16 protein-coding genes are annotated in these 15,945 nt (G+C 66.4%); 3 read left to right on the top strand and 13 right to left on the bottom strand.

The features are described from left to right. Positions 1 to 2: 2 nt before the first annotated feature. Positions 3 to 1,403 carry an MFS transporter gene (locus WS95_RS21335; protein WP_059825634.1) on the bottom strand — a complete coding sequence of 467 codons (1,401 nt, stop codon included), beginning with the start codon at positions 1,401 to 1,403 and terminating at the stop codon, positions 3 to 5. A 204-nt stretch (positions 1,404 to 1,607) separates the two neighbouring features. Here WS95_RS21335 and WS95_RS21330 point away from each other — a divergent pair, with 204 nt between their 5' ends. Then, the gene (locus tag WS95_RS21330) at positions 1,608 to 2,522 is read left to right on the top strand and encodes a LysR family transcriptional regulator (protein ID WP_059825631.1); all 915 of its coding nucleotides are present in this window, start codon (positions 1,608 to 1,610) and stop codon (positions 2,520 to 2,522) included. An 83-nt stretch (positions 2,523 to 2,605) separates the two neighbouring features. On the opposite strand, the gene WS95_RS21325 is transcribed toward WS95_RS21330, so the two are convergent. From WS95_RS21325 to WS95_RS21305, 5 genes are all read right to left on the bottom strand, one after another. Next, entirely contained in the window at positions 2,606 to 4,168 is a 1,563-nt protein-coding gene (locus WS95_RS21325) for an amino acid permease (RefSeq protein WP_059825628.1), read from the bottom strand. A 102-nt stretch (positions 4,169 to 4,270) separates the two neighbouring features. After that, positions 4,271 to 4,735, bottom strand: coding sequence for an Lrp/AsnC family transcriptional regulator (locus tag WS95_RS21320; RefSeq protein WP_034205181.1), 465 nt, complete (start codon positions 4,733 to 4,735; stop codon positions 4,271 to 4,273). Between the two features lie 97 nt (positions 4,736 to 4,832). Further along, on the bottom strand, positions 4,833 to 5,591 hold the full coding sequence (locus tag WS95_RS21315) for a dimethylarginine dimethylaminohydrolase family protein (RefSeq protein ID WP_059825678.1): 759 nt from the start codon (positions 5,589 to 5,591) through the stop codon (positions 4,833 to 4,835). Positions 5,592 to 5,800: 209 nt separating this feature from the next. Next, positions 5,801 to 7,051 carry a DUF1479 domain-containing protein gene (locus tag WS95_RS21310; RefSeq protein ID WP_059825626.1) on the bottom strand — a complete coding sequence of 417 codons (1,251 nt, stop codon included), beginning with the start codon at positions 7,049 to 7,051 and terminating at the stop codon, positions 5,801 to 5,803. A gap of 110 nt (positions 7,052 to 7,161) precedes the next feature. Beyond that, complete coding sequence (locus WS95_RS21305; protein ID WP_059501161.1) at positions 7,162 to 7,551, bottom strand: VOC family protein; 390 nt, start codon at positions 7,549 to 7,551, stop codon at positions 7,162 to 7,164. Positions 7,552 to 7,623: 72 nt separating this feature from the next. On the opposite strand from WS95_RS21305, the gene WS95_RS21300 reads away from it, so the two are divergent. Next, positions 7,624 to 8,601 (top strand): helix-turn-helix domain-containing protein, encoded by a 978-nt coding sequence (locus WS95_RS21300; protein ID WP_034205184.1) that lies wholly within the window; start codon positions 7,624 to 7,626, stop codon positions 8,599 to 8,601. A 90-nt stretch (positions 8,602 to 8,691) separates the two neighbouring features. Here WS95_RS21300 and gltA read toward each other — a convergent pair whose 3' ends face one another. From gltA to WS95_RS21265, 7 genes are all read right to left on the bottom strand, one after another. Beyond that, entirely contained in the window at positions 8,692 to 9,993 is a 1,302-nt protein-coding gene (gene gltA, locus WS95_RS21295) for a citrate synthase (protein ID WP_034205185.1), read from the bottom strand. Between the two features lie 54 nt (positions 9,994 to 10,047). Next, a complete protein-coding gene (locus WS95_RS21290) occupies positions 10,048 to 10,320 on the bottom strand; it encodes an FAD assembly factor SdhE (RefSeq protein WP_034205186.1) in 273 nt (90 codons plus the stop codon). A 6-nt stretch (positions 10,321 to 10,326) separates the two neighbouring features. Continuing rightward, the gene (locus WS95_RS21285; RefSeq protein ID WP_006479352.1) at positions 10,327 to 11,028 is read right to left on the bottom strand and encodes a succinate dehydrogenase iron-sulfur subunit; all 702 of its coding nucleotides are present in this window, start codon (positions 11,026 to 11,028) and stop codon (positions 10,327 to 10,329) included. A gap of 21 nt (positions 11,029 to 11,049) precedes the next feature. Continuing rightward, the gene (gene sdhA, locus WS95_RS21280; RefSeq protein WP_034205187.1) at positions 11,050 to 12,825 is read right to left on the bottom strand and encodes a succinate dehydrogenase flavoprotein subunit; all 1,776 of its coding nucleotides are present in this window, start codon (positions 12,823 to 12,825) and stop codon (positions 11,050 to 11,052) included. Positions 12,826 to 12,828: 3 nt separating this feature from the next. Then, on the bottom strand, positions 12,829 to 13,197 hold the full coding sequence (sdhD, locus tag WS95_RS21275) for a succinate dehydrogenase, hydrophobic membrane anchor protein (protein WP_006487767.1): 369 nt from the start codon (positions 13,195 to 13,197) through the stop codon (positions 12,829 to 12,831). A gap of 4 nt (positions 13,198 to 13,201) precedes the next feature. After that, on the bottom strand, positions 13,202 to 13,618 hold the full coding sequence (gene sdhC / locus WS95_RS21270) for a succinate dehydrogenase, cytochrome b556 subunit (protein WP_034205188.1): 417 nt from the start codon (positions 13,616 to 13,618) through the stop codon (positions 13,202 to 13,204). Positions 13,619 to 13,786: 168 nt separating this feature from the next. Beyond that, positions 13,787 to 14,611, bottom strand: a complete 825-nt coding sequence (locus tag WS95_RS21265; protein ID WP_080747666.1) for a GntR family transcriptional regulator — start codon at positions 14,609 to 14,611, stop codon at positions 13,787 to 13,789. Between the two features lie 288 nt (positions 14,612 to 14,899). Between WS95_RS21265 and WS95_RS21260 the strand changes: the two genes are divergently transcribed. After that, positions 14,900 to 15,886 carry a malate dehydrogenase gene (locus WS95_RS21260; RefSeq protein WP_006487742.1) on the top strand — a complete coding sequence of 329 codons (987 nt, stop codon included), beginning with the start codon at positions 14,900 to 14,902 and terminating at the stop codon, positions 15,884 to 15,886. Positions 15,887 to 15,945 lie beyond the last annotated feature (59 nt).

Here is a 15,945-nt window from a genome sequence, read left to right as displayed (position 1 = left end):
TCTCAGGTTCTCAGGTTCTCAGGGCGGGATGAAACGGCTTGCACGGCCGGCGTGCGATGCGCGGGAAGCCGCACGACGCAGCCGAGCGGCAGCAACGTCAGCAGCACCGCCAGCCCGAAGCACCAGCGGTACGGGGCCGGCGACGACGGGCCTGCATCGAGGGCCAGCAACGCGTTCAGCGCGCTGCCGAGCACGGCCACGCCGACACAAAAGCTCAATTGGCGGTTGATGTTCCAGAGCGCGCTCGCATCGCCCATCCGATCGGGCGGCACATCGGCGAATGCCGCGCTTTGCGACGCACTCGTGCACAGGCTGGCGCCGAATCCCATCGCGACGAACGCCGCGACGCGCAGGGCTTCGACGTGCGCCCACGGCGTCGCGAGCAACGCGATGCCGACACAATCGATCGCGATTCCGCACGCGAACAATGGCTTCGCGCCGTGGCGCGGAAAACAGCGACGTGTCGTCGCGATCGCGAAGAACGCCGCGATCGCCCACGGCAGCATCAGCGCGCCGACATGCGCGGCGCTCAATGCGAGGGCGTTCTGCAGGTACAGCGACGCGACGAGATTGACACCGGTAAAAACGCCCGGCACGCAGAGATAAACCACCACGCCGGTCCGCAACCACGGTTGCGCGAGCAGACGCAGGTCGAGCAGCGGAGAGGCTGCACGGCGCGCGTGTCGCACATAACCGATGCCGGCTGCCGCCGCGGCCGCCAGCATCGCGCACGGAAATGCCGTTGCGCCGGACTGCCCCGCCGCGGTGAGCCCCAGCAGCAACGCGACCAGCGCCGCCGCGCTCAGGCCGAGCCCGCGCCAGTCGAGCCGCGGAGGCCGCTCGCGTGCGCCGTCGCGCGGCAGCCATGCCAGCGCGAGCGCACCGGCCGCAGCCGCAATCGGCACCATGGCGAAGAAGATCGCACGCCACGATCCGCGATCGACGATCGCGCCGCCGATCGCGGGCGACAATGCCGGCACGAGCAATGCGACCATCATCACGATCGACGTGAGCCGCGCGTGTGTGTGCGGCGGATACGCGCGATAGGCAATCGTCTGGCCAACCGGAATCAGCAGCCCGCCGCCCAGCCCCTGGACCAGCCGCCACACGAGCAGCGCGTCGATCGACGGCGCCGCGCCGACGCCCGCACTGCCGAGCCCGAACAGCAGCAACGACGCGCCGAACACGCGCCGCTCGCCGCAGCGACGCGCCAGCCACGTGCCGAACGGAATCACGACGGTCAGCCCGAGCACGTACATGTTGCCGACCCACGCGAGCTGCGCGACCGATGCGTGCAATTCACGCTGCAGCGCCGGATACGCGGCGTTCAGCATGAACATGTTCGCGAGATCGATCGCGAATCCGAGCAGATAGACGGCGGCGATTCTGGAGCGGTCTGGCATGGCGGCGGCCGGGGCATCACGAAACGCCGCAGTGTAGAGGCCGGCGGCCGGGCCGGTAAGCGGCCGGATTCGACCGGTCCGGTCGAAAAATTTTGACAATCGGATCGTGTGCGGCCACGCCGGAATGCGCGACGCATCGCACACGACCGCACATTCGGGTACCCTTCGGGCGATTCCATACACCGACAGGACCGCACCCCGACCATGGTGAGCCTCGATCGTTTCGTCGTCTTCCGCGCCGTGGTCGAGGCGGGCTCGTTCACGGCCGCCGCGACCGCGCTGAACCAGGCACGCGCGGCCGTCAGCTTCAACATCAAGCAGCTCGAAGCCGAGCTCGGCGTGACGCTGCTCACGCGCACCACGCGGCGCGTCGAGCTGACCGATGCCGGCGAGCGGTTCTACCGACGCTGTCTGCGCGTGCTCGACGAAGCCGAAGGCGCGATCGACGAGGTGCGCGGAGAACATGGCGGGATGGAGGGCATCCTGCGCGTGACGTCGACGGTCGAATATGCGGCACGCATCCTCGCCCCGGCGCTGCATGCATTTACCGCGCGGCATCCGGCGTTGCGCATCCGGCTCGAAACGCATACGTCACAGGCGGACCTCGTGCGCGACCGCTTCGACGTCGCGATCCGGCTCGGCCGCCACGAGCACTTTCGCGACCTGCCGTATCGCGGCGTCTGCCTCGGCACGTACGACGTGCTGCCCGTGATGGCGCCCGACCTGCCGGCGCGCACCGGCGTTCCGCAACCGGCGTCGCCGGACGCTTTGGCGCGCCTGCCGCAGCTCGGCCACAGTCGGCTCGAACGAATCGCGGAATGGAGGCTCACCGATCGCGCGGGAAACGAGCATGCGTTCCGGCCGCACGCGAAACCGCGCATCGTCGTCGACAACGCGTCGGTGCTGTGCGAACTGGCGCGCCAGGGCAGCGGCGTCGCGCTGCTGCCCGAATGGCTCGTGCGCGACGATCTCGCAAGCGGTGCGCTGGTCGACGCGCTGCCCGCATACCGCTTTCCGCGGCAAAACGTCTACGCGTTGTACGTCGCGGCGCGGCACGTGCCGCAGAAAGTGCGCGCGTGGGTGGATTTCATGAAGGCGCAATTGCAGCAGACGCGCTGAACGCGCGGGGCGGCGCGACGCGCTTCAACGGCAGCCGGCCATCCGATTCGGCCGGCTCCATCGCCGCGCCGCGCGGCGGGCGATCAGCGCGGCTGCCCGTGCTGCGCGGCAGCCGCGTCGACGGCCTCGACCGAACGCGTGAGCCACGGCCCGATGTCCATCTCCTCGTAGCGCACGAGCCGGCTCTTGCGCGCGCGGCGATACGCCCACCAGATCGCGACGAACAGCGGAATCCACACATAGATCGACACCACCTCCATCCAGTCGATGCGCGCCGCGAAGAACGCCTGGTAATCCTGGCCGAGCGAAATCACGATGCAGACCGCGATCGCGAACAGCGGCCCGAACGGAAACCATTTCGCGCGATACGGCAGTTGATCGAGCCGATAGCCCTGCTTCAGGAACCCCTTGCGGAACCGGTAATGGCAGACCGCGATGCCGAGCCACGCGATGAAGCCGGTGATGCCGACCGTATTCAGCAGCCACAGATAGATGCGCTGGTTGTTGGTCAACGACGTGAGGAAACACAGCCCGCCGACGGCCATCGTCGCGTACAGCGCGTTGCGCGGCACGCCGCCCGGCGACAGCGTCGCGAACATGGCGGGCGCGCGCCCTTCCGATGCGAGGTTGTACAGCATCCGCGTCGCCGCGTAGGTGCCGGAATTGCCGGCCGACAGCACGGCCGTCAGGATCACCAGATTCATCGCGCCGGCGGCGAGCGGGAACCCCGCATGGCTGAACACCAGCGTGAACGGGCTCACGCCGATGTCGGTCACGTCGCTCTTCAGCAGGTTCGGATCGGTGTACGGCACGAGCAGGCCGATCACGAAGATCGCGAGCACGTAGAACAGCATGATCCGCCAGAAGATCTGCTTCACCGCGCGCGGAATCGTCGTGCGCGGGTTTTCCGATTCGCCGGCCGCGATGCCGACCAGCTCGGTGCCGAGGAACGAAAAACCGGCGATCAGCGCGACGCTCATCATCGCGTGCACGCCGCCGACGAACGGCGCGTCGCCGGTCGTGAAGTTGCGCCAGCCGACCGGATGGCCGGCGCCGGTATGCCCGGTGCCGGTATGCCCGCTGCCGAGCACGCCGGCCGCGATCAACAGCCCGGCCGCGATGAACGCGATCACGGTGACGACCTTGATCAGCGAGAACCAGTATTCCGATTCGCCGAAGCCGCGCACCGACAGCGTATTGAGCAGGAAGATCAGCACGAGGAACCCCGCGCCCCACCACACGCCCGGCACCGCCGGAAACCAGTACCGCATCACGATCTGCGCGGCGACCAGCTCGATCGCGATCGTCACCGCCCAGCTGTACCAGTAAGTCCAGCCGAGCGCGACGCCGAAACCTTCGTCGACGTACTTCTCGCCATAGATCGCGAACGAGCCCGATACCGGCATCAGCGCGGCCATCTCGCCAAGCCCCGTGACGACAAAGTAGACCATGATCCCGATCGCGAGATACGCGGCGATCGCGCCGCCCGGCCCCGCCTGCGCGACGGACGCGCCCGACGCGACGAACAGCCCCGTGCCGATCGAGCCGCCGATCGCGATCATCGCGACGTGGCGGCCCTGCAGACGGCGCTTCAGCGTCGCCCCGGACGGCACGGCCGTCTCCGCTGCCGCTTGCATAGCATCCATAGTGTTCATCCTGATTGTGACCCGGTCAGCCCATTCGATTCGGAATGCAAATCGATCGACTCGGTCATTCGCGTTGAAAACGGCCCCGCCGGGCCGGTCGCGTCACACGACGCTGCGCTTGATCGCCTGCAGTTCGGCCGTCGTCACGATCTTCTCGATCCGGAACCGCGGGCTTTCCAGCCACGCGTTCGCGATTCGCCGGTATTCGTCGAGATCCTCGCACGCGAGCCGCACGAGAAAATCGAACGTGCCGCTGACGAGCCAGCAATCGAGCACGGCCGGATTCGCGCGCATTTCCTCCTCGAACGGCGCCTGCGAACGCCCATGATCGGCCAGCACGATCTGCGCGATCACGACGATCGGCTTGGTCGCGCGCGGCGCGTTGATCACCGCGCGGTACCCTTCGATCACGCCGAGCGCCTCGAGCCGCTCCACGCGCGCCTGGCAGGGGCGCGGCGTGAGGTTCACGCGTTCCGACAGCTTGCGGTAGGAAATTCGCCCGTCGGTACGCAGGATGTCGAGGATCCGGAGATCGATCTTGTCGAGCTGCATCTTCTTGTCGGTCATCCGCGTTCGCTCCGGTCGGGTCGTGGCTCATGCGCGGAACGTCTGCCGTTCCGCGCGGGGCCACATTATCCGGCCGAAGCGCTCGCGCGCCAATCGGCTAGAACCGCAGCGACAGGCAAGTCAGGCCGCCGTCCATCTTGCGGAACTCGCTCGTGTCGATCACGTGCAGCGGCATGCCGAGCGACGCGATCGCGTCATGCACGCGCGGATAACCGGCCGGCGTGATCAGCGTGCCGTTCACGCGCAGCGTGTTGCCCGCGTATTCGTCCTCGGCCGCGATCGCGATCCGACGATAGCCGGCGAACGCCGGATGCGCGGCGAGCGCTTCCGTGACGAGCAGCGTGTCGTCGCCGAGCGCGTTGACGACCGATTTCAGGTGCAGGCCGGCGCCGACCGGCACCGCGACGACCGAGTAGCCATGGCGCGACACCAGCGCGTCGAACGCGGCGATGCCTCCCGCGTCGGTGCGGCTCGTCAGGCCGATGAAGAAGCGCTTGCCGACCTGCATCACGTCGCCGCCGTCGAGGCGGCCGGACTGCATCGGCAGCAGGTCGCGATGGGCGGCGAGCGCCGCTTCGACATGAACCGTCTCGCCGCGCCGGGCGGGCGCGCCGGGGCGCGTGATCACCGCGAATTCCGGCGTGACGACGGCGACGTCCTCGACGAAGTGCGCATCGGGAAACGCATCCAGCGGCGGCAGTTCGGTCAGCTCGACGCCGAGCCCGCGCAGCGCGGCGCAGTACGCGTGGAACTGCGTGAGCGTCTTGTCGTAGTCGGGCGCGCCGAGCGCGGCGGTGGTGAGACCCGCGCCGCAGGACGGCGCGGGACGGCGAACGATCGCTTGCGTGAATTGCATCGACTCCTCCATGGTCTGCGCCGCGTCCGTGCGGCGCACTGGCCAGCGGCGTGATGTCCGGACCATTATCGGAAGCCAAATTGCGCAATTCGCGTCGATTTCGGCGGCACCGACAGCCGATTGCGTCGAATTGCGCGCACCGCGCAGCGGATTCGGCAGACGGCCCGCTCGCCGTCTCGCGCACGGCCGTTTCGCCTGCCGCCCGCGCGTCACGCGCCGGGCTCGAATCCCATCTGCGCACGGCCGAGCGCCGTCAGCTCGCCCTCCCCCGCGCGCCCGTCGAACTCGACCTCGAAATGATCGGCCGGGAAATCGGGCGGGCTGTCGCCCCGCAGGAACGCGGTACGCTGCCGTTGCAGGTACGCGTCGTTTTTCGCGCAGCCGGGCGCGGCGGCGATGTACATCACGTTGCTGTCGCCGCTGCCGCGATGCGCATCCTCGACCGCATGCACGACGTCGCCGTGCCAGAACACCGCGTCGCCCGGCGCCATGTGCGGGATCGGCACCAGCGCGTCGAGCAGCAGCGCGTGCCATTCGGGCCGGATCGACAGCGCGCGGCCGGGACGCGCGCCGCACAGGTCGTCGTCGGCGACGTCGTCCTGCAGCGCACGCAGCACGACATAGGCCATCGCGTTCGCGACCGGGATCAGCTGCAGCGTGCCGTCGCCGGGCCCCTGCGGCGTCAGCGCGGTCCAGCCCTGGAACGTGCGGAACATCGAGCACACGGCCGGCGACGGAATCTCCTCGACGTCGGGACGGAACGCTGCGTCGAACGGATCGTAATCGCGCCAGCGGCCGGCCAGCACGTGGCGATAGACGTGGCGAAAATTCGCGCCGAGCCAGCGCTCGACGGAGCCGCCGTCGACATGCGGCGACAGCCCGAGTGACGTCGAGCCGGGCGGCCGGCGGCGAATCCGGTCCGCATAGGCGGGCACCCGGTCGGGATCGAAATGCGTACGTGCGCCGTCCGCATGCCGCCACAGGCGATTCAGGAACACTCGCGCCTGCGTGAGCGCCGGCGACTGGCGCGCAGCGACCTGCGGCTTCGACCAATAAACGCCGTAGATCTGCGGCTTGCCCGACGCGAGGTTGCCGAAATAGCGGTCTTCCGCGCGCGCGTGCAACCGGTCGGCGAAACGGTTCGCGTCCAGATACGCGCCGATCTCGTCGTTCCAGTCGCGCGCCTGCCGCGCATCGAACACGCCGCGGATCACGACCGCGCCATGCGTACGGATCGCGGCAATCGCCCGCGGATCGACCTTTCCGCCCGCGATATCCGCGAACGGCACGACCGGAATCACGTCGCGGCCATGCGCGTGCGCGCGGCGGATCGCGTCGACCTGCCGCGCGATGTCGCCTTCCAGCTCGCGGAACGTGGCCGCATAACCGGGCAAGTCGGCGCGCAGCGCCCGTTTGGCCGCGCGGATCGTGGCCGGCAGATCGTCAATCGTCAGTTGCATCGTCGTCTCCTCGCTGAAGCGTGTCGTGATGTGCTGTCAGCGTACGGTCGGCGCAGGGTCGCCATCACCACTATCCGGCCAATGATCGATACAATCCTGACAATCGTGCGTCATTCGCGACGATGGCAGACCACGCAGAGCTTGTTGCCGTCCGGGTCGCGGAAATAGGCGCCGTAGTAGTCGCGGTGATAGTGCGGCCGCAGGCCCGGCGGTCCTTCGCAGACGCCGCCCTGTCGCAGCGCGAGCGCGTGACAGCGGTCGACGTGGGCACGGGTCGGTGCATCGAACGCGATCGTGTGGCCATTGCCCGGTTCGGGCGGCCGGCCATCGAGCGGCTTGCCGAAGAAGAACAGCGGCCGCTCGGCGTCGGCCGGCATCCAGCCCGACCAGCCGTCCGGTTCGCGGAATTTCAGGCGCAGCCCGAGTTCGGCGAACAGCGGCGCGTAGAAATCGTAGGCGCGCGCCGTATCGCCGACGCCCACGCAAACATGTGAAAACATGGCATCGCTCCGTGGTGACGATCGCTCACGATCATGCCACGGCGCGCTGCCCGCCCCCTACCGGAGGCCGCGATGAAACCGCAATACGAGCACGTGACGTTCGCGCCCGGCTGTTCGATCCGCGTCTATCACCGTCAGCTCGCGCGCATTCCGTTCGAGTGGCATCGCCACCCCGAATACGAACTGACGCTGACGCTCAACAGCCGCGGCCGGCGCTTCATCGGCGATCATGTCGCGCGCTACGCGGACGACGATCTCGTGCTCGTGCCGCCGAACCTGCCGCATACGTGGTCGTCGAACGCGCGCATCGATCGCGACGCGCCCGAGGTCGCGCTCGTCGTCTGGTTCGACGGCGACTGGGTGCGGCGGCTGGCCGACTGCTGCGTCGAATACGCGCCGCTGCGTTCGCTGCTGCGGCGCGCGGCGCCGGGCCTGCGCTTCGACGTGGAGACGGCCCGCGCGATGCGTGCGCGCCTGCCGCTGTTGCTCGATCCGTCGCCGCGCGCGAGGCTCGCGGCCACGCTCGACACGCTTGCCGATCTCGCGGAAGCCGGTGGCGAACCGCTCGCCACCGCGCACGCGTACGGCCAGCCCGACGGCGCGCCATCGCCGGCCGACCCGGCCGCGCCCGAAGCCGAACGCCTCGATCGCGTGCTCGACGCGATCGACCGGCATTTCCACGAACCGCTGCGCATCGACGCACTCGCCGCTGTCGCGCACCTGTCCGAACGCACGCTGCAACGGCTGTTCGTCCGGCATCTCGGCGAAAGCGTCGGCCGCTACGTGCAACGGTTGCGGCTCGCGCATGCCTGTCGCCATCTCGTCGGCACCGACTGGCCGATCGCGACGGTGGCCGCGCGCTGCGGCATTCCGAATGCCGCGAACTTCAATCGCCAGTTCCTCGCCGCGCGCGGCACGACGCCCGGCGCGTACCGGCAGTTCTTCAAGCAGCACGGCCACGCACCCGACGACGATGCGCTCGCGCTCGACACACGGCCGCCGTCGCTGGAGCGCCGCGCCGGATCGGGCCGGCGTCGGCCGCGCAAATGAAAACACCCCGACGGGCTGACCCGTCGGGGTGTCGTGGCGTTGCGATTGCCCGACGCGAGCGGCCTGCCGGCCGTTCGCGGCGCACACGGTTTAACGTGCGTTGAGCGGCTTCGCTTCGCGCGGCGTATCGCCGATGAACAGCTGGCGCGGACGGCCGATCTTCTGTTCCGGATCGGCAATCATTTCGTTCCACTGTGCGATCCAGCCGACCGTGCGTGCCATCGCGAAGATACACGTGAACATCGACGTCGGGATGCCCAGCGCGCGCTGGACGATGCCCGAGTAGAAGTCGACGTTCGGGTACAGCTTGCGCGACACGAAGTATTCGTCTTCCAGCGCGATCTTCTCGAGCTGCATCGCGAGCTTGAACAGCGGGTCGTCGTGCAGGCCCAGTTCGTTCAGCACTTCGTAGCACGTTTCGCGCATCAGCTTCGCACGCGGGTCGTAGTTCTTGTACACGCGGTGACCGAAGCCCATCAGCTTCACGCCCGAATTCTTGTCCTTCACCTGCTTGATGAATTCGGGGATGTTGTCCGGCGAACCGATCTGCTCGAGCATGTTCAGCGCGGCTTCGTTCGCACCGCCGTGCGCCGGGCCCCACAGACAGGCGATACCGGCCGCGATACACGCGAACGGGTTCGCGCCCGACGAACCGGCCAGGCGGACCGTCGACGTCGATGCGTTCTGCTCGTGATCGGCGTGCAGGATCAGGATACGGTCGAGCGCGCGGACCAGCACGTCGTTGACCTTGTACTCTTCGCACGGGTTCGAGAACATCATGTGCATGAAGTTCGCGCTGTACGACAGTTCGTTCTTCGGATAGACGAACGGCTGGCCGATGCTGAACTTGTACGCCATCGCGACGAGCGTCGGCAGCTTCGCGATCATGCGGATTGCCGACACTTCGCGGTGACGCGGATCGTTGATGTCGAGCGAGTCGTGATAGAACGCCGACAGCGCGCCGACGGCCGCCACCAGCACCGCCATCGGGTGCGCGTCGCGACGGAAGCCGCGGAAGAAGAAGTGCATCTGCTCGTGCACCATCGTGTGCTTCGTGACGGTGTCGACGAATTCCTTCTTCTGTGCCGCGTTCGGCAGTTCGCCCTTCAGCAGCAGGTAGCAGCTTTCGAGGAAGTCGGCATTCTGCGCGAGGTTGTCGATCGGGTAGCCGCGGTACAGCAGTTCGCCCTTGTCGCCGTCGATGTACGTGATCGCCGAATTGCACGAAGCCGTCGACATGAAGCCCGGGTCGTACGTGAACTTGCCGGTCTGGCCGTACAGCTTGCGGATGTCGATCACGTCCGGGCCCATCGTGCCCTTGTAGATCGGCAGTTCGACGCTCGGCGAGTTGTCGCTGAACGATAGCGTGGCTTTAACATCAGACGGAGTCATGGCACATCCTCAATCGAAATAAAGAAACGGGATTCGATAACGGGCGGAACGTGATTACACGTTGCGCAGCATCTCCAACAGCCGGTGAACATCCGGGCTGTCTAGGTCGCCTTCTGGTTCCTTGCGCGCGAGGAGCAAGTCCATCAGGTCGTTGTCGCTCAGATCGAGCAGGCGCGACAACGCGCCTACGTCTGCATCGGTGAGGTCATGCTCGTATCTGCCGAAGAAACGCTCGAACACGATGTCGTTCTCCAGCAGACCCCGCCGCGCACGCCAGCGAAGGCGTGCGCGACGGTGCGGGTCGGATTGATGCGAATCGTCGCTCATCAAACTTTATACCGCGCGGCGAACCATCAGTTCCTTGATCTTGCCGATCGCCTTCGTCGGGTTCAGGCCCTTCGGGCACACGTCGACGCAGTTCATGATCGTGTGGCAACGGAACAGACGGTACGGGTCTTCGAGGTTGTCCAGACGCTCGCCGGTGGCGGTGTCGCGGCTGTCCGCGATGAAGCGGTAAGCCTGCAGCAGGCCGGCCGGGCCGACGAACTTGTCCGGGTTCCACCAGAAGCTCGGGCACGACGTCGAGCAGCTCGCGCACAGAATGCACTCGTACACGCCGTCGAGCTCGTCGCGCTCTTCCGGCGACTGCAGGCGCTCCTTCTCGGGCGGCGGCGCGTCGTTGATCAGGTACGGCTTGATCGAGTGATACTGGTTGAAGAAGTGCGTCATGTCGACGATCAGGTCGCGCACGACGGGCAGGCCCGGCAGCGGGCGCAGCACGATCTTCTGCGGCAGGTCGTTCAGGTTCGTCAGGCACGCGAGACCGTTCTTGCCGTTGATGTTCATCGCGTCCGAGCCGCACACGCCTTCGCGGCACGAACGGCGGAACGACAGCGTCTCGTCCAGGGCCTTCAGCTTGACCAGTGCGTCGAGCAGCATGCGCTCATGCTGGATCTCGAGCTCGTACGTCTGCATGCGCGGCGCCGCGTCCTTGTCCGGATCGTAGCGGTAGACTTCAAAAATGCGTTTTGCCATTTCGGATTCCTTTGACTCGGCTTAGAACGTGCGCGGCTTCGGCGGCACGGATTCGACCGTCAGCGGCTTCATTTGTACCGGCTTGTAGTCGAGGCGATCGCCTTCGCTGTACCACAGCGTGTGGCGCAGCCAGTTCTCGTCGTCGCGGTGCTCGTAGTCGCTGTGCGCGTGCGCGCCGCGGCTTTCCTTGCGCGCTTCCGCCGACACCATCGTCGCGCGGGCCACTTCGATCAGGTTCTCCAGCTCGAGCGCTTCGACGCGCGCGGTGTTGAACACCTTCGACTTGTCCTTCAGGTGGATGTTTTCCACGCGCGCCTTCAGGCCGGCCATCTGGTCGACGCCTTCCTTCAGCAGTTCCGACGTGCGGAACACGCCTGCGTGCTTCTGCATCGTCGAGCGGATGTCGTTCGCGACGTCCTGCGTGTATTCGCCCGACGTCGACTTGTCGAGCTTCGCGAGGCGCGCCAGCGAGAATTCGCCTGCGTCGGCCGGCAGCGGCTTGTGTTCCTTCTGGTTCTTCACGTGCTCGACGATGTGGTTGCCGGCCGCACGGCCGAACACCACGAGGTCCAGCAGCGAGTTCGTACCGAGGCGGTTCGCGCCGTGCACGGACACGCACGAGCATTCGCCCACTGCGTAGAAGCCGTTGACCGGTTCCTTGTGATCGCGCGACGTGCCGACGACCTGACCGTGGATGTTGGTCGGGATGCCGCCCATCTGGTAGTGGATCGTCGGGACGACCGGGATCGGTTCCTTGATGCAGTCGACGTTCGCGAACTTCAGCGCGATTTCGCGGATCGACGGCAGACGCTTCATGATCGTCTCGGCGCCGATGTGCGACAGGTCGAGCAGCACGTGGTCCTTGTTCGGACCGACGCCGCGGCCTTCCTTGATTTCCTGGTCCATCGAACGCGACACGAAGTCACGCGGCGCCAGATCCTTCAGCGTCGGTGCATAGCGCTCCATGAAGCGCTCGCCGTTCGAGTTGCGCAGGATGCCGCCCTCGCCGCGCACGCCTTCGGTGATCAGCACGCCCGCGCCGGCCACGCCGGTCGGGTGGAACTGCCAGAACTCCATGTCCTGCAGCGCGATGCCCGAGCGCGCGGCCATGCCGAGGCCGTCGCCGGTGTTGATGAACGCGTTCGTCGACGCCGCGAAGATCCGGCCTGCGCCGCCCGTCGCGAACAGCGTCGTCTTGCCTTCCATGATGTAGACGTCGCCCGTCTCCATCTCGAGGGCCGTCACGCCGAGCACGTCGCCGTCCGCGTCGCGGATCAGGTCGAGCGCCATCCATTCGACGAAGAACTGCGTCTTCGCCTCGACGTTCTGCTGGTACAGCGTGTGCAGCAGCGCGTGACCGGTACGGTCGGCGGCCGCGCAAGCGCGCTGGACCGGCTTCTCGCCGTAGTTCGCGGTGTGGCCGCCGAACGGGCGCTGGTAGATCGTGCCGTCCGCGTTGCGGTCGAACGGCATGCCGAAGTGCTCGAGCTCGTACACGACGTTCGGCGCTTCACGGCACATGAATTCGATCGCGTCCTGGTCGCCGAGCCAGTCGGAGCCCTTGATCGTGTCGTAGAAGTGGAAGTGCCAGTTGTCTTCGCTCATGTTGCCGAGCGACGCACCGATGCCGCCTTGCGCGGCGACCGTGTGCGAACGCGTCGGGAACACCTTCGACAGCACGCCGACCGACAGGCCCGCGCGCGACAGTTGCAGCGCTGCGCGCAAGCCGGAGCCGCCTGCGCCGACGATCACGACGTCGAACTTGCGGCGCGGGAGGGAAGTTTTGATTGCAGCCATTCTTTACACTCTCCAGAGAATCTGCGCGGCATAGCCCGCGCATGCGAGCAGCCAGACGATGGTCAGCGATTGCAGCAGCAGGCGCACACCGACGGGCTTCACGTAGTCCATCCAGATGTCGCGCACGCCGACCCATGCGTGGTAGAAGAGGGAGAGCAGCATCACGAAGGTCGCGAGCTTCATCCATTGCGCGGCGAAGATCGATGCCCAGCCTTCGTACGAGAAATCGTGCGCGCCGAAGAAGAGGACGAGCAGAATGACCGTGTAGACCGCCATGATCGTGGCGGTGACGCGCTGCGCGAGCCAGTCGCGCAGGCCGTAGTGTGCGCCGACGACGAGGCGCTTCGAGCCGATTCGGTTATTGGCTGCCATTTTCTTAGAATGCTCCGAACAGTTTGAGTGCCATGGCGATCGTCAGCGCGATCGAGACGACAAAGACGACGACGGCCGTCCGCTTGCCGCCTTCCTTCGAGACGGCGTCGTGGTTGACGTCCATCAGCAGGTGGCGAATGCCGGCGCAGAAATGGTGGAAGAAGGCCCACGACAACGCGAGGACGATCAGCTTGACGACGATGTTGGAGAGGAAAGCCTTGAAGACTTCGAAGCTGAGCTCGGAGGTGAGGCTCTGGTCGAAGAGGAACAGCAGGAACGGCAGGAACAGGAACAGCAGCGCGCCGCTGATACGATGGAGAATCGACAATGTCGCCGCCAGCGGCATGCGATATTTCAACGTGATGTCGCCGATTCCGATGTTCCGGTATTCCGGCCTCGGCTTTCTTACTGCGTCAGTCATGCTAGACCCCTACTATGTTGTCACACTAATCCGCGATTTTAGCGCCTTTTTATATCGCGCTGCAGCGAAAGTCTGCTCTGGATAATTGCGCGAACAAGAACAAAGGCGGCCCGAAACGTGCTTCGCGAGCGTGGGAAACGCGAAGGCACGCGGCTGAGCCGAACGTCGTCAGCTCAAGTCATTCTGATAGTAGTACCCGGTTGTGACATACCAGCCGCGACGCACCTCCACCGGCCGGTCCCCGTACGTATAGGACACGCGCTCGACCGACAGCAGCGGGAAGCCCGCCGGCACGTGCAGCAGGTCGGCCACCGCCGGATCCGCCGCCACCGCGCGGATCTTCTCAGTCGCGCGGATCATCCGCGTACCGAACTCCGTCTCGAACATCGCGTAGAGCGGCCCCTTGTACTCGCTCAGCCGCTCGAACGTGAGCCCGCGGAACATCGCGCCCGGCAGCCAGATCTCGTCGAGCACCGTCACTTCGCCGTCGAATTCCAGCAGGCGGCGCACCTGCACGACCGGATCGGCGGGCTTCAGGTCGAGCTGCCGCGCGATCTCGGCCGGCGCGCGCAGGCGCCGGCATTCGAGCAGGCGGCTCACGTGCGGGTGCTCGGCGCCGTCGTCGGCCAGCAGCCGCAGGAAGCGGAATTGCGCGCGATCCTCGTTGTGCGTTGCAACAAACGTACCCTTGCCCTGCCGCCGGACCACGAGGTTTTCGGCGGCCAGCTCGTCGATCGCCTTGCGCACGGTGCCCTGGCTGACCTTGTAGCGGGCCGCGAGCTCCACTTCGCTGGGGATGATCTCGCCGGGCTTCCATTCGCCGGATTCGAGACTTTGCGTGATCAATGACTTGATCTGCTGGTATAACGGGCTGAACGTCGGCGACGCGGACGCCGCGGGCGAGGCTGCGGCATCGCCCGCGCCGGGCTGCCCTGGGCCCCCTGCGCCGGTCTGATTCGCGGTGTTCGCCTGGTTCGATGTCATGGCGCGCATTTCATCACAAACCGCACTTTTTCGTCCACTCAATTTCCGCAAAACATCTGTCTTATATAAGACATATGATACCGTTTGACTTTGCGCGTGACGGCTCCTACACTCCCGGTCGAGCAAGGGTTCGCGGGTGCAACAGCGCGTCCCCGGCTACGTGCCACGGCCGTCTCCAGGTTCACCGCGTCCGCCATCGCGAGTCCTCCGCCCTGCTTCAATGCAACGCTACGCACAACGCGCATAGAATGGCGTTTTCGCTCGCGTCCAACGCTTCACCCGTCCTGGAGATTTTCAATGGCTAAGCCCGCAAAGCGCGTTGCCGTCACCGGCGCCGCAGGTCAAATCGCTTATTCCCTGCTGTTCCGCATCGCGAACGGCGACCTGCTCGGCAAGGATCAGCCGGTCATCCTGCAACTGCTCGACCTCCCGCAAGCCCAAGCCGCCGTCAAAGGCGTCGTGATGGAACTCGACGACTGCGCGTTCCCGCTGCTCGCAGGCGTCGTGATCACCGACGATCCGAAGGTGGCATTCAAGGATGCAGACGTCGCGCTGCTGGTCGGTGCACGTCCGCGCTCGAAGGGCATGGAGCGCAAGGACCTGCTGTCGGCGAACGCCGAGATCTTCACGGTTCAGGGCGCTGCGCTGAACGAAGTCGCCAGCCGCGACGTGAAGGTGCTGGTCGTCGGCAACCCGGCGAACACGAACGCATACATCGCGATGAAGTCGGCGCCGGATCTGCCGAAGAAGAACTTCACGGCCATGCTGCGCCTCGACCACAACCGCGCGCTGTCGCAGCTCGCCGCCAAGTCGGGCAAGCCGGTCGCGTCGATCGAGAAGCTCGCCGTGTGGGGCAACCACTCGCCGACGATGTACCCCGACTTCCGCTTCGCGACCGCCGAAGGCGAATCGCTGCTGAAGCTGATCAACGACGACGTGTGGAACCGCGACACGTTCATCCCGACCGTCGGCAAGCGCGGCGCGGCGATCATCGAAGCGCGCGGCCTGTCGTCGGCCGCGTCGGCAGCCAACGCGGCGATCGACCACGTCCGTGACTGGGTGCTCGGCACGAACGGCAAGTGGGTCACGATGGGCATCCCGTCGGACGGCTCGTACGGCATCCCCGAAGACATCATCTACGGCGTGCCGGTCACCTGCGAAAACGGCGAGTACAAGCGCGTCGAAGGCCTGGAAATCGACGCGTTCTCGCGCGAGAAGATGGACGGCACGCTGGCCGAGCTGCTCGAAGAGCGCGACGGCGTCGCCCACCTGCTGAAGAACTAAGCCTCACGCATCGCGCCGGGCGACCTTCGGGGCGCCCGGCTTCGGTACGGGCCGGCACG

The sequence above is a fragment of the Burkholderia sp. MSMB1826 genome (genome assembly GCF_001526325.1).
GTDB lineage: Bacteria > Pseudomonadota > Gammaproteobacteria > Burkholderiales > Burkholderiaceae > Burkholderia.
Note: the sequence above shows the minus strand (reverse complement) of the source record. Positions and strands in the feature narration are given on the sequence as shown.

What these genes read in the sequence shown, in the direction of transcription:
- WS95_RS21310 (WP_059825626.1), bottom strand. Translation starts at nt 7,051, where the DNA reads ATGCAACTGACGATTGACGATCTGCCGGCCACGATCCGCGCGGCCAAA.
- WS95_RS21265 (WP_080747666.1), bottom strand. Translation starts at nt 14,611, where the DNA reads ATGCGCGCCATGACATCGAACCAGGCGAACACCGCGAATCAGACCGGC.
- gltA (WP_034205185.1), bottom strand. Translation starts at nt 9,993, where the DNA reads ATGACTCCGTCTGATGTTAAAGCCACGCTATCGTTCAGCGACAACTCG.
- sdhD (WP_006487767.1), bottom strand. Translation starts at nt 13,197, where the DNA reads ATGGCAGCCAATAACCGAATCGGCTCGAAGCGCCTCGTCGTCGGCGCA.
- sdhC (WP_034205188.1), bottom strand. Translation starts at nt 13,618, where the DNA reads ATGACTGACGCAGTAAGAAAGCCGAGGCCGGAATACCGGAACATCGGA.
- WS95_RS21305 (WP_059501161.1), bottom strand. Translation starts at nt 7,551, where the DNA reads ATGTTTTCACATGTTTGCGTGGGCGTCGGCGATACGGCGCGCGCCTAC.
- WS95_RS21315 (WP_059825678.1), bottom strand. Translation starts at nt 5,591, where the DNA reads ATGCAATTCACGCAAGCGATCGTTCGCCGTCCCGCGCCGTCCTGCGGC.
- WS95_RS21320 (WP_034205181.1), bottom strand. Translation starts at nt 4,735, where the DNA reads ATGACCGACAAGAAGATGCAGCTCGACAAGATCGATCTCCGGATCCTC.
- WS95_RS21285 (WP_006479352.1), bottom strand. Translation starts at nt 11,028, where the DNA reads ATGGCAAAACGCATTTTTGAAGTCTACCGCTACGATCCGGACAAGGAC.
- WS95_RS21330 (WP_059825631.1), top strand. Translation starts at nt 1,608, where the DNA reads ATGGTGAGCCTCGATCGTTTCGTCGTCTTCCGCGCCGTGGTCGAGGCG.
- WS95_RS21335 (WP_059825634.1), bottom strand. Translation starts at nt 1,403, where the DNA reads ATGCCAGACCGCTCCAGAATCGCCGCCGTCTATCTGCTCGGATTCGCG.
- WS95_RS21290 (WP_034205186.1), bottom strand. Translation starts at nt 10,320, where the DNA reads ATGAGCGACGATTCGCATCAATCCGACCCGCACCGTCGCGCACGCCTT.
- sdhA (WP_034205187.1), bottom strand. Translation starts at nt 12,825, where the DNA reads ATGGCTGCAATCAAAACTTCCCTCCCGCGCCGCAAGTTCGACGTCGTG.
- WS95_RS21300 (WP_034205184.1), top strand. Translation starts at nt 7,624, where the DNA reads ATGAAACCGCAATACGAGCACGTGACGTTCGCGCCCGGCTGTTCGATC.
- WS95_RS21325 (WP_059825628.1), bottom strand. Translation starts at nt 4,168, where the DNA reads ATGGATGCTATGCAAGCGGCAGCGGAGACGGCCGTGCCGTCCGGGGCG.
- WS95_RS21260 (WP_006487742.1), top strand. Translation starts at nt 14,900, where the DNA reads ATGGCTAAGCCCGCAAAGCGCGTTGCCGTCACCGGCGCCGCAGGTCAA.